The sequence below is a fragment of the Rahnella sp. 2050 genome (assembly GCF_040544515.1).
Lineage (GTDB): Bacteria > Pseudomonadota > Gammaproteobacteria > Enterobacterales > Enterobacteriaceae > Rahnella > Rahnella aceris.
The window spans coordinates 688,660-701,855 of sequence record NZ_JBEPKE010000002.1 but is presented as its reverse complement, the minus strand read 5'-3'; the positions used below and the strand labels follow the sequence as shown (position 1 = coordinate 701,855).

Here is a 13,196-nt window from a genome sequence, read left to right as displayed (position 1 = left end):
ATAATGGCAAAGACATGGTTTATTACCGGCACATCGACCGGCCTTGGACGCCTGCTCACTGAACAGCTACTTGAGCGCGGTGACCGGGTGATCGCCACCGTACGCAAGCCGGGTGCGCTTGACGCCTTACAGGCGATCTATGGCGATCAGTTGCATAGCATCACGCTCGACGTCACAGACACTCCGGCAATCAGAGCAGCCGTTGCCGGAGCATTCGCTAAGATGGGACGTATTGATGTCGTGGTCAGCAATGCCGGTTATGGCCTGTTCGGCGCAGGCGAAGAAACCAGTGACGAACAAATCGACAGGCAGATCGCCACTAACCTGGTGGGTTCGATCCAGCTTATCCGCGCCGTTTTACCCTACCTGCGCGGACAAGGTGGCGGCCGGATTGTGCAGGTTTCATCGGAAGGCGGACAGATCGCTTATCCCAACTTCAGTCTTTATCATGCGACCAAATGGGGGATTGAAGGGTTTGTCGAATCCGTTGCGCAGGAAGTGGCACCGTTTGGCATTGATTTCCTGATCGTGGAACCCGGCCCGACCAGCACAGAATTTGGCGCCGGGCTGGATCATGCCACGCCCTTGCCGTGCTATGAAAAGACACCCGCCGGTGAGGTACGCCGGGCGATTGCATCCGGTGATTTCGCCATTAAAGGTGACGCGGTAAATACTGTCCGGGCGATGATCACCGCTGCCGATGCCGTCAGTCCGCCACTACGTCTGGCGCTGGGCAGTACCGCTTATGCCTCGATCAGCCAGGCGCTGACAGAAAGATTGCGGGTGCTGGAAGCACAGAAACAGGTGACGTTTTCAGCCGATAAAGAAGTCCGACAGGCAACATAAAAGGTCAGAAACAAAAAACCCGCCGGAGCGGGTTTTTTCATTTTTACAGATTCATTCTTACTGAGCCGGAGCCGGGGCTGGTGCAGGTGCAGGTGCCTGAGGCTGCAATTCGAATACCACATCGACCTGATCGTCGAAATGAATACTTTGCTGCTCGTAGGTTTGCGCGACATCGCTCTGCCCTGCGGCTTCGGCGGTTTTATACATACGCGCCACCGGCATCGGCTGGTAGTTAGCAACGTGATAACGAATGCTGTAAACCGGCCCCAGTTTGGTATGGAAACCTTCGGCCAGCGATTTTGCCTGCTGCGTGGCGTTTTCAATCGCTTTCTGACGCGCTTCATCACGGAATTTATCCGGATTGGCGACGCCCAGTTCAACCGCACGCACTTCATTCAGGCCGGATTTCAGCGCGCCATCCAGCAGTTCATTCAGCTTGTCGAGCTGACGCAAAGTTACCTGAACCTGACGCACGGCGCGGTAGCCCTTGAGCTGTGACGTGCCATCTTTCAGGTAGTTATATTCCGGCTGAGTACGCAGGTTCGCCGCATTGATATCTTTTTTCTCAATGCCGTTTTTCTGCAGGAAAGCAAAGTACTCTGCCACGCGTTCATCAGCCTGCTTCTTGGCGCTGGCTGAATCGTTCGCCGACACGCTGACTTCAATCGCCAGCGTCGCGATATCCGGCGTGGCATCCACGCTTGCGGTGCCTGACGTCACGACGTGCGGCCCGGCAGGTAATTCTGCCGCCTGTAACGCCAGCGGTAATGTCCCTAATCCCAACATCGCTGCTACAGCCAATGCTTTCAGTTTCACAGTGCCTCCATTAATCATCAAAGATCTGGCAATAGATAGGTCAAACAATCTGCGAAACCGTAGCATAATCCGTTACAACAGAAACTAAGATTAGTGACAAAACTCAAAATACCCCGGTCTGACGCGCCAGTTGTATTGCAATCCCCCACATGATCACGCCGACGATAACGTTGATCACCCTCTGCACTTTGCCGGTATTAAGCCAGGGCGCGAGCATGGCGGCGAGGATCGCCAGCCCGAAGAACCACATCACTGACGCACTGACCGCGCCGAGCGCAAACCACGAACGCTCATCATGGCTCAGGCTGCCGCCCAGACTGCCGAGCACCACGAAAGTATCGAGATAAACGTGCGGATTCAGCCAGGTGACCGCCAGCATGCTGACCACGATTTTCCAGCGACTTTGCTTCGCCACTTCAGCCTGCGCCAGTTCGGGGTTTTTGCTGAATGCCGTGCGAAATGCGCCCCAGCCATACCACAGTAAAAATGCCACGCCCCCCCAGCTCACCAGCAACAGCAACGTCGGAGATTTGCTCAGCAACGCGCTTCCGCCAAAGATGCCGCCGCAAATCAGCGCGATGTCACTCAGGGCGCACAAACCGGCGATCATCAGATGATACTGACGACGGATGCCCTGATTCATCACAAATGCATTCTGCGGGCCAATGGGTAAAATCATCGCGGCGCTCATCGCCAGTCCTTGCAGGAAAATAGCCAGCATGGGATATCCTTCAGAGAGTGAATAACAGAGATTGCGCGCAGTGTAAGGGCTTAGCCGGTATAAGAGGAAATGGATATTTCTAATCGCTCATTAGACTGGCTTATCAGTGGCAGGATGATTTTTCAGGCATGAAAAAGGCGCCCGCAGGCGCCTGTGAAAATCTGAATCCGGGAAGCATACTTTATTCGAAAGTGCGTCGTTCTTCCTGCTGGTTGCCCGCCGCATTCGCCACCTGATACAGGTGAACATCCATCTGCGGATACGCAATATTGATATTATTTTTATCCAGCGCGCGTTTGAACGATTCCAGCAGATCCCATTTCACGTTCTGTGCATCACCGTTGCTGGTCCAGGCGTACACAATGAAATTCAGGGTTGAAGCTGCCATTTCGTTGAGGCGAACCACGACGTCTTTATCTTTCAAAACACGCTGATCGGCCGTGATGATGTCGGTCAGGATCGTTTTCACCAGATCGATGTCTGAGTCATAACCCACGCCCACCGTCAGCTCGATACGGCTGGTCGGTTCGCGTGAATTATTGATGATGTTACCGGCGATGATTTTACCATTCGGCACCACAATGATTTTGTTGTCCGGCGTACGCAGGGTAGTGGAAAAAATTTGTACCTGAGTGACGGTACCGGCCACGCCGCCGAGATCGACATATTCACCGGCACGGAACGGACGGAAGATCACCAGCAAAACGCCGGCCGCAAAGTTGGACAGCGACCCCTGTAATGCCAGACCGACGGCCAGACCGGCGGCACCGATGACGGCAATCACGGACGTGGTTTGCACGCCAATCCGCCCCAGAACCGCAATCAGCGTGAACGCGATAATCGCGTAACGCACCATGGCGGAAAGGAAGTCGGAAACGGTGATGTCAATACCACGAACTTTTAAGACCCGGCTGACGGCACCGGAAACGACACGGGCGATAATCATCCCCACAATCAGAATGAAGATCGCTGCCACAATATTCACCGCGTAATGAAGCAGTAACGCCTGGTTTCTCACCAACCAGTTGCCAGCATTATTGATGCTGCCCACAACGTTTAAATCATCCATTTAAAGTACCCCAAAATTACACCCTCACGGGCTGCAAGAAACCAAAGCTGCCCCGTTTAACGAGGCAGCAAGTGTCCTGTAAGGTTAACTAACAATGCGATGAAGTGCCAATTTCGCAGCAAAGAGTTCAGATAAATTAAGAATTTGCGTGGCTGTTTTTTAACGGTTCAGGGGTTTTGAATGCCTGAAGGGGGCCGCGGCCGCTCAGCGTAAAGGCAGCAATCACCGTGAAGGTCAGCGCGATGACTCCGAGGATCAGATAGGTGCCGTGGAAACCGATTCGGTCATACATGTTGCCCGCGAAAACGGACATAAAGATGATCGCCACCTGTTTGAAGAAGCAAAAAGTCACCAGATAAATCGTCGCCGAGAAACGCACTTCAAATACTGAGGTGATGTACTTGAAGCAACCGACAATCAGGAACGGCACCTCAAACATGTGCAAGGTTTTCAGCACCACCACTTCCAGCGGCGATGACGCGAAAGACGAGCCGATGATGCGCACTGACATGATGGTACCGGCCAGCAGCAAAGCATTCTTGCCACCAATGCGGTTCACTATCAGCGGTGCGAAAAACATGATGCTGGCGTTGAGTAGCTCACCCATCGTGGTCACATAGCCAAAGACGCGCGTCCCTTCAGAAGATGACGTGAAGAAGGAGGTAAAGAAGTTGGCAAACTGCTGATCGAACACGTCGTACGTACAGGAAACACCGATGACGTACAGCGCCAGGAACCACAGCTTCTTGTCTTTCAGCAGTTCGAGGGCGAGTTTGAGATTGAACGGTTTGCTGTTCGCCCCCAGTTCGTTGGCCACGCGCGCGCTGGACGTGACTTCCGGTTTGGCGATCAGCAACAGGATGGCGAGGATCACCGCACAGCCGGAGCCGAGCCAGAACACAAATTCATTGTTGATGGTAAACATGATGCCGACCACCGATGCGCAAAGCGCCCAGCCGACACAACCGAACATACGTGCACGGCCAAATTCAAAGCTGCTGCGACGGCTGACTTTCTCGATATAGGCTTCAATCGCAGGCGCACCGGCGTTGTAAATCAGGCCAAGGTAAATCCCGCCCACCACCGAACCGAGATAGATATTAATTTTCAGTAACGGCCCAAACACGTAGATAAAGAATGGCGCAAACAGGATCAACATGCCGGTGATGATCCACAGCAAATGCTTTTTCAGCCCCAGTTTATCGGCGAGTAAACCAAACACCGGCTGGAACAACAGTGAGAACAGCGAAATGCTGGCGAAGATAATGCCGGTGTCGCTTTTGCTGATCTGATTAATATCATGCAGCCAGATCGGGAAGAACGGGAAATAAGCACCCATGATGAAAAAGTAAAAGAAGAAGAACAGCCCGAACATCCAAAAGTTAGTATTTTTCAGGTAATACATAAGCATTTTCCTTACGTCTGAATATCGCGCCGCCGGGGATTAACATGGCGGCGCAGGCTGTCAGGCACGTTTCCAGGTGAACGAATAATGGTACTGACCGGCTGTCAGCAGGAAATCAGGGCTGACGCTCGGGCTCCACGAATCATCACCGCCGACGCCCATATGGAAGCCGTCGATGTTCAGCCAGGTGCCCTCTTCTTCACGCAACAGGTGACGATGGCTGGTGTCCATCAACTGTTGCAGGCTGTAGCGGCTCAGGCCAAAGTGGAAATTGCCACGCAGCGTCCATCCGGCGTAATCCAGCTCACGGGTCTCTCCGCGCAGACCGTTTTCGGTCGGGAAAACGTAAGGCGTGTACATCTCGGTCAACGGCAAATTCCAGCGCCCGTGCTGCGCAGCCAGACGGCGATCCGGGTAGTTTTCATGCGGTCCCAGGCCCAGCCAGCTAACGTTTTTTGCGGTTTCAGCCAACTGACAGGTCAGGCCAATGCGCCCCGGTGACGGCACGTTTGATGCCACGCGAACCTCCGCGCTGATATGCAGTTCGCCCTGATTATCAATGCGGAAAATCTTGCGGCTCAGCAGGCGCGTTTCTTCCTCCGCCATAAACGCGTGAGTGGTCGTGATCACTACCCCGTCCTGTAACTGATCGGCGGAGATGTTTAATAAACGCGATTCCAGGTGGTACATACCCGCTGCTTTCCAGCGCTCAACCCAGGCATTCGGGTCAATACGGGTGACTTCGCTGACACCGATATCGTTATCTACCGGCGCACGGACAAACTGGTCGCGCAAGGCGGAAAGCAGGCGCGGCGTTTTACCATCGAACCACTGTTCCAGCAATCCGCTTTGCTGACTGAACTGCCAGCACTGCGCGCCGTGCAGTACGGAAATCACATCACCTTGCTGATCGAGAACCGGCGTGGCGGCAGAGATTTTTTCCGGCACCGGCAATATCAGCGGTTGCGGCAACTGCCATTGATCCCAGGCACTGCGGTGTCCGGCTTCTGACCACGCGGTCGCCTGTGGCTGGTGTACCGCAACATTCAGCCACAAATCGCCTTCTGCCTGCGGTATATCCCCCAGATTCAGGGTTTGTTTGCCGTTGGGCGCGATATTCAGTACCGCCTCGCCCTGCGAAATGACTTCGCCGTCACGTTCGATGCGCCAGACTAACTGCTCATTATCACTGTGCCGGAACAGGTATTCGCTTTGTATTTCAATCGTCAAAGGCGAAGTGCCTGTGAGCGAGAACTGGAAAAATTGCTGGGCGCGCTGGGCTTCAAATAAGGACGGATGCGGAGTGCGGTCAGCGAATACCAGACCGTTCATGCAGAACTGCCGGTCATTTGGCGTATCACCAAAATCGCCGCCGTAGGCCATATAACGCTCACCGTTTTCGCTGGTGCGCAGCAGACTCTGATCAACCCAGTCCCAGACAAAACCGCCCTGCAGACGCGGGAACTGACGGAACGCTTTCCAGTATTTATCAAAGCCGCCAAAGCTGTTGCCCATCGCATGGGCGTATTCGCAGAGGATCAGCGGACGCGTTTCGTCCGGCATGCTGATCCACTTTTTAATCGACCATTTCGGTACCGCCGGGAACGGCTGATCCTGCTCAACGCGGGAATACATCGGGCAGATAATGTCGGTCGCCGCGCTGTTGGCGCCGCCGCCTTCGTACTGCACCGGACGGGTCGGATCGACAGATTTGATCCAGCGGTACAGCGCGTCATGAGTGGCGCCATGACCGGACTCATTGCCCAGTGACCAGATGATGATGCACGGATGATTGCGGTCGCGCTGAACCATGCGCGTCACGCGTTCGCTGAAGGCGCTGAACCACACCGGATCATCCGACAGACGGTTCATCGGCTGCATGCCGTGGGTTTCGATATTGGCTTCATCCACGACGTACAGACCGTATTCGTCACAGAGCCGGTACCACAGCGGATGGTTCGGATAATGCGAGCAGCGCACGGCGTTGAAGTTGTGTTGCTTCATCAGCACAATGTCCCGGCGCATGGTGGCCTCATCCATCACCTGACCGTTTTCAGGATGATGTTCGTGGCGGTTGGTGCCGCGGATCAATACCGGCTGGCCGTTCACTTTCAGCAGCCCGTTGCTGATTTCCACCTGACGGAAACCGACGTCACAGGCCTCGGCTTCAATAAGCTGGCCCTGCGGAGAAATCAGGGAAATGACAGCACGGTATAAAGCGGGCTGTTCAGCGCTCCATAATGCGGGCCGGCTGACCGGCAGACGCAGCGTGGTGCGGTCAAATGCCGTCCCGCGTTCATCAATGATTTCACTGCCGAGCGGTTGCTGATGTTCTGCGACCGGTTTATCGCCCTGCCACAACTGGACGCGCACCTGATAATCAGCTGCGGTGTCCTGCGGCACCGCGGCGCTGACTTGTACTTCCAGCTCGGCCTGCGTGAAGCCGTGGAACAGATGCGTGCGCACCTGCAAATCGGTGATCTGCTCTGCCGGTTTATGCAGCAAGGTGACATCACGGAAGATGCCGCTCATGCGCCACATATCCTGATCTTCCAGATAACTGCCGTCGCTCCAGCGCAGCACCATCACCGCCAGACGGTTTTCACCCGCGTGCAGCACATGACTGAGATCGAATTCCGCCGGTAAACGGCTGTCCTGGGAATAGCCGACCCACTGACCGTTGCACCATAAATAGAACGCAGAATTGACGCCGTTAAACACGATGCGCGTCTGCCCGCTGCTCAGCCAGTCATTATCCACAGAAACTGTGAGCGAGTAACAACCGGTAGGGTTTTCTTCCGGCACAAACGGCGGATTGACCGGGATCGGATACTGAACGTTGGTATAAATCGGCGCGTCGTATCCCGCCAGTTGCCAGTTAGAGGGCACCTGCACAGCATCGGCCTCAGCCAGATCCTGTTGCAGCCATTGCTCCGGCACGGCTTCAGGACGGTTAAAATAGCTGAACGTCCACTCGCCATTCAGGTTACGAATTTTTCCTGAAGCCTTGTTGCTTCTCGCTTCCTCTGCATTTCGCCAGCTGTTGAACGGCGGGTGTGCGGGTAATCGGTTGCACTGCGTCGAGGCCGGTTTTTCCCAGTCACGGCGGGCCAGAACAGTGGCCAGCGATGATAATTTATCTTCCGCTGATGGATTCATAATATCTCCCCGGTAAATTGTTATGCGCTCACAATAATATAAACATGCGTAACCGGAGAGAGTAAGTAAAGTGCGGGGATGCGGGAAAGGGACGCGGATCACAAATTCCGCGTCAGTCAGTTCTTAAAAAAGATTTACAGCGCGCTGAGCTGACGTGCGATGCGGATCAGTTCCTGCGATAAAGTTTCCTGCGACACAGTGTCTGTACCCGGTCTGGCGGTTGTATGGCGTTCAACTAAAGAAGTGGGCAGTAACAATGAGGACTGCGGGTGATCGCCATGCGTATGCAGATGCTCTACCAGCCGGTTAATGCTCTCGTGACCGAGCAGGCGGAAATCCTGTTTGATGGTGGTCAGCGGCGGGAAGAAAAATGCGCTGTCTTCAGTATCGTCATAGCCCATCACCGAGATTTGCTCCGGCACCCTCAGGCCAAACTCATGGACCGCGCGCAGTACGCCCAGCGCCATCTGATCATTGGCGACCAGAATCGCCGTAGGGCGTGCGGGCTGATTGAGCAACAATAATGCCTGCTGATAACCCGAAGCCGCGCTCCAGTCGCCATGCTGAACCGTGCACGGCGTAATATCGTGCAATGCCAGCGTATTCAGCCAGCCTTCATAACGTAAGCGTGCAGATATGGATTCGAGCGGGCCGGTCAGTACGGCGATCTGCTGATGTCCGAGCGCCAGCAAATGTTCGACGCCCTGCTCTGCCCCGCAGTGAGGATCGAACAGAATTTTAAACACATCGGCCTGCGGATCGACATCCAGAAACAGCGCCGGTAAATTGCCACAAAGCTGTGCGATCGCGTCTGCGTCCTCATTCGACAGCGGCACGTTAATCAGCACGCCATCGACACGCTGTGACATCAGTTCATTCACCGCCGTACGACACGCGGCAAGGCTCAGGTTATCAATCATCGATATCACGACGTTGAAACCTAGCTGATTTGCACGGGTTTTCATTGCCGACGCGATTTGTGAAGGGGCGTGTAGCGCCAGCTCGGTGGTCGCCAGCCCAAGGGTGTAACTTTGTTTGCCCGCCAGTTGCTGGGCGACACGGTTCGGGACGTAATTCAGCGCAGCCATTGCCTGTTCGACTTTGTTGCGCGTTCTGACCGAGACGTGTGCAGCCTGATTCAGGACGCGCGAAACGGTCTGATAAGACACACCGGCGTGGCGCGCGACATCATCGAGGGTGACAGATTTTGGCTTCATGGCTCTCTCTTCGGGGATTCTGGCGAAACACGGATAACGGGCTATTGTGGCCGGAAAGCAGGCAATAAAAAAGGGGCCGAAGCCCCTTTGACGATTATCCTCACATTCCGGTGGTCAAGCACCGGAAGCGTAAGAATTACAGTACGTCGATTGCGTTCAGTTCTTTGAATGCCAGTTCCAGGCGAGTCACCATGGAAGACTGTGCAGAACGCAGCCATACGCGCGGGTCATAGAATTTCTTGTTAGGTTTGTCCGCGCCTTCCGGGTTACCCAACTGACCTTGCAGGTAAGCTTCGTTTTTCTTGTAGAACTGCAGGATACCGTCCCAGTTAGCCCACTGAGTGTCGGTATCGATGTTCATTTTGATAACACCGTAACCTACAGATTCTTTGATTTCTGCTGCAGTAGAACCGGAACCGCCGTGGAATACGAAGTTCAGGCTGTTGTGTGGCAGGTTATGTTTCTTGCACACGTATTCCTGAGAATCACGCAGGATCGTTGGAGTCAGTTTAACGTTACCTGGTTTGTAAACACCGTGTACGTTACCGAATGACGCAGCGATAGTGAAACGCGGGCTGATGGCGTTCAGTTTTTCGTATGCATAATCAACGTCTTGCGGTTGAGTGTACAGTGCAGATGCGTCCATATGGCTGTTGTCTACGCCATCTTCTTCACCGCCGGTACAACCCAGTTCGATTTCCAGAGTCATGTCGATTTTTGCCATGCGAGCTAAATACTTGCTGCAAATTTCGATGTTTTCTTCCAGAGACTCTTCAGACAGGTCGATCATGTGAGAAGAGAACAGTGGTTTACCGGTTTTCGCGTAGTGAGCTTCACCCGCGTCCAGCAGTCCGTCGATCCATGGCAGCAGTTTTTTCGCGCAGTGGTCGGTGTGCAGGATAACTGGCACGCCGTAATGTTCTGCCATCTGATGCACGTGGTGTGCGCCAGAGATTGCACCCAGGATTGCCGCGCCTTGTGGCACGTCAGTTTTCAGGCCTTTACCGGCGATAAACGCAGCGCCACCGTTAGAGAACTGAACGATAACCGGTGAACGGACTTTCGCAGCAGCTTCGAGAACGGCGTTGATAGAGTCGGTGCCTACGCAGTTAACCGCTGGCAGAGCAAATTTGTTTTCTTTAGCAATAGCGAAAACTTTCTGTACATCATCACCAGTGATAACGCCTGGTTTTACGAAATCAAAAATTTTAGACATAGTTCTTTGTCCTGTATTCGTCGGCCGTAGATGGATTGAATCGGTTTGCTATGTCGCGCGGGCTCCACTGTGCAGCCCCCCGCGCGGCAAAGAAGAACGGACAGCATTATGCTCCCCGTTCAGGGTTCATTACTTCTTAGCACGCTCTTCCAGCATCACAACCGCTGGCAGTGCTTTCCCTTCAACGAATTCCAGGAATGCGCCACCGCCAGTGGAGATATAGGAAATTTTGTCAGCGATACCGAACAAATCGATAGCTGCCAGTGTGTCGCCGCCGCCTGCGATAGAGAATGCATCGCTGTCAGCAATAGCCTGCGCCACAATTTCGGTCCCTTTACGGAAGTTAGGGAACTCGAACACGCCTACAGGACCATTCCACAGAATGGTTTTAGCGTTTTTAATGATCTCAGCCAGGCGGTATGCAGACTCATCGCCCATGTCGAGAATTTGTTCGTCATCTTTGATGTCTTTAACAGACTTCACCGTTGCAACGGCTGTTTCAGAGAACTCAGTCGCCACGCGAACATCGGTAGGAACAGGAATGTCGCAGGTTTCCAGCAATTTGCTTGCGGTGCCGACCAGGTCTGCTTCGTACAGGGATTTACCGACGTTGTTGCCTTGAGCAGCCACGAAGGTGTTCGCGATACCACCGCCAACGATCAGCTGGTCAGCGATTTTAGACAGGGAATCCAGAACGGTCAGTTTGGTAGAAACTTTAGAACCGCCAACGATAGCCACCATCGGACGTGCCGGGTTACCCAGCGCTTTACCCAGTGCTTCCAGCTCTGCAGACAGCAGCGGACCGGCACAGGCGATCGGAGCAAATTTGCCCACGCCGTGAGTAGAAGCTTGCGCGCGGTGCGCGGTACCAAATGCGTCCATCACATAGATGTCACACAGGGCAGCATATTTTTTGGACAGGGCTTCGTCGTCTTTCTTTTCGCCTTTGTTAAAGCGAACGTTTTCCAGAACCACCAGCTCACCTTCGGCAACTTCAACACCATCAAGGTAATCTTTCGCCAGACGTACTGGGGATTTCAGATGCTCTTTCAGGTAATTAACAACCGGCAGCAGAGAAAACTCTTCGTTATATTCGCCTTCAGTCGGACGACCCAGATGCGAGGTAACCATCACGCGTGCGCCTTGTTTCAGGGCAATTTCGATGGTTGGTAAAGAAGCGCGGATACGTGCATCTGACGTTACTTTGCCATCTTTAACTGGCACGTTCAGATCGGCACGGATTAGTACGCGTTTACCCGCTAAATCCAGATCGCTCATCTTAATAACAGACATGGTGAATCCTCTCGTTGATTCTCTTTAAAGTTGCTTGAAGGCCGTTTCGGTCGGGAGACCGGAACAGCCGTACTAGAAACCGCTAGCGGACATTGCCAATGTTGTATCCAACATTCGGTTGGCAAAACCCCACTCGTTATCGCACCAGACCAGTGTCTTAATCAGGTGCTGTCCACTTACCCGCGTCTGCGTTCCATCTACGATGGCGCTATGGGGATCATGGTTAAAATCTGTCGAGACTAATGGTAGTTCGGTATAGTCAACAATACCACGAAAAGCACCTGTTGCAGCCTTTTGCAGCAACTGGTTAACCTCGCCTACCGTCACAGAACCCTCGACAAATACACTCAGATCAATGGCTGTGACATTGATTGTCGGCACACGCACCGAGATCGCTTCAAAGCGATCGCAGAATTTGGGCATGATGCGTGTGATCCCTGCGGCCAGCTTGGTATCGACCGGGATAATGGACTGGCTGGCGGCGCGCGTACGGCGTAAATCCGCATGGTACGCATCGATAACCGGTTGGTCATTCATTGAGGAATGGATGGTCGTTACCGTGCCGGACTCAATGCCAAAAGCATCGTCGAGCAGTTTGATCACAGGGATAATACAGTTGGTGGTGCAGGACGCATTGGACACAATGCGGTGCTGACGTTCGAGCAACTGGTGGTTCACACCGTAAACCACCGTGGCGTCAAGATCATGAGCGCCCGGATGCGCGAACAGAATTTTTTTGGCGCCAGCCGCAAGCTGGGCTTCACCGTCTGCACGGCTGCCATAAACGCCAGTGCAATCAAGCACGACGTCAATGCTCAGTTCGCCCCACGGCAACTGGCTGGCATCAGACTGATGAAGTAAACGGATGGAGTCATCGCCGACGTAAAGGTTTTCACCTTCCTGGCGGACATCCCAGGCAAAGCGCCCGTGGCTGGAGTCGTATTTAAGCAGATGTGCCATGCCTTCAGGACTGGCGATTTCATTGATGGCAATGACGGAGATTTCCGCCCGACGCCCGGATTCGTATAACGCGCGCAATACGCTACGGCCAATGCGACCAAAGCCATTAATTGCAATACGTATTGGCATACATCTCCCTGTTACACGGTTGTTACTCAATATCAGTAACACCTATAGTAATGCAGCGTGCGTTTACGGTGAATCACCATCATCATCTGTCCGCACAATGCATGCGGCAGAAAAGTTTCAGTTTCAGGCACGATAACAACCTGGTGACGATGTTAAGCTCAAATAGCCTGACTGAAACGGTTCAGCTGAGAATAAACCAAACGATGAATAAAAGGAATAATTCGTAGAACAACCCCGCATTAATCGCGCCGATCGCTGAAAAAAACACCAGTCAATTCTGTGTATTCACAGTGATTTTACTTTTTCGTCACCTTTTCGACAGTGATTTTTCGCAAAAAATGACCGAATGAAACATTTTCAGAATG

10 protein-coding genes are annotated in these 13,196 nt (G+C 53.4%); 1 reads left to right on the top strand and 9 read right to left on the bottom strand.

What is annotated here, in order from left to right:
* The first annotated feature begins 3 nt into the window (after positions 1-3).
* Positions 4-846 carry an SDR family oxidoreductase gene (locus ABIC79_RS10420; RefSeq protein WP_015690336.1) on the top strand — a complete coding sequence of 281 codons (843 nt, stop codon included), beginning with the start codon at positions 4-6 and terminating at the stop codon, positions 844-846.
* 57 nt (positions 847-903) lie between these two features.
* Here ABIC79_RS10420 and ABIC79_RS10415 read toward each other — a convergent pair whose 3' ends face one another.
* The 9 genes from ABIC79_RS10415 to epd form a co-directional block, all read right to left on the bottom strand.
* A complete protein-coding gene (locus tag ABIC79_RS10415) occupies positions 904-1,662 on the bottom strand; it encodes an oxidative stress defense protein (protein WP_112150874.1) in 759 nt (252 codons plus the stop codon).
* Positions 1,663-1,765: 103 nt separating this feature from the next.
* A complete protein-coding gene (gene argO, locus ABIC79_RS10410) occupies positions 1,766-2,383 on the bottom strand; it encodes an arginine exporter ArgO (RefSeq protein ID WP_015690338.1) in 618 nt (205 codons plus the stop codon).
* 181 nt (positions 2,384-2,564) lie between these two features.
* Entirely contained in the window at positions 2,565-3,452 is an 888-nt protein-coding gene (gene mscS / locus ABIC79_RS10405) for a small-conductance mechanosensitive channel MscS (protein ID WP_013576798.1), read from the bottom strand.
* 136 nt (positions 3,453-3,588) lie between these two features.
* On the bottom strand, positions 3,589-4,857 hold the full coding sequence (locus tag ABIC79_RS10400) for an MFS transporter (protein ID WP_013576799.1): 1,269 nt from the start codon (positions 4,855-4,857) through the stop codon (positions 3,589-3,591).
* Between the two features lie 60 nt (positions 4,858-4,917).
* Positions 4,918-8,016, bottom strand: a complete 3,099-nt coding sequence (locus ABIC79_RS10395) for a beta-galactosidase (protein WP_126125101.1) — start codon at positions 8,014-8,016, stop codon at positions 4,918-4,920.
* A gap of 134 nt (positions 8,017-8,150) precedes the next feature.
* The gene (locus ABIC79_RS10390) at positions 8,151-9,233 is read right to left on the bottom strand and encodes a LacI family DNA-binding transcriptional regulator (protein ID WP_037036665.1); all 1,083 of its coding nucleotides are present in this window, start codon (positions 9,231-9,233) and stop codon (positions 8,151-8,153) included.
* 136 nt (positions 9,234-9,369) lie between these two features.
* Positions 9,370-10,449: a class II fructose-bisphosphate aldolase gene (gene fbaA / locus ABIC79_RS10385; protein WP_013576802.1), complete on the bottom strand. Its 1,080-nt coding sequence runs from the start codon at positions 10,447-10,449 to the stop codon at positions 9,370-9,372.
* Positions 10,450-10,578: 129 nt separating this feature from the next.
* Positions 10,579-11,742: a phosphoglycerate kinase gene (pgk, locus tag ABIC79_RS10380; RefSeq protein WP_013576803.1), complete on the bottom strand. Its 1,164-nt coding sequence runs from the start codon at positions 11,740-11,742 to the stop codon at positions 10,579-10,581.
* A 72-nt stretch (positions 11,743-11,814) separates the two neighbouring features.
* Positions 11,815-12,831 (bottom strand): erythrose-4-phosphate dehydrogenase, encoded by a 1,017-nt coding sequence (gene epd / locus ABIC79_RS10375; RefSeq protein WP_013576804.1) that lies wholly within the window; start codon positions 12,829-12,831, stop codon positions 11,815-11,817.
* Between the last annotated feature and the right edge of the window lie 365 nt (positions 12,832-13,196).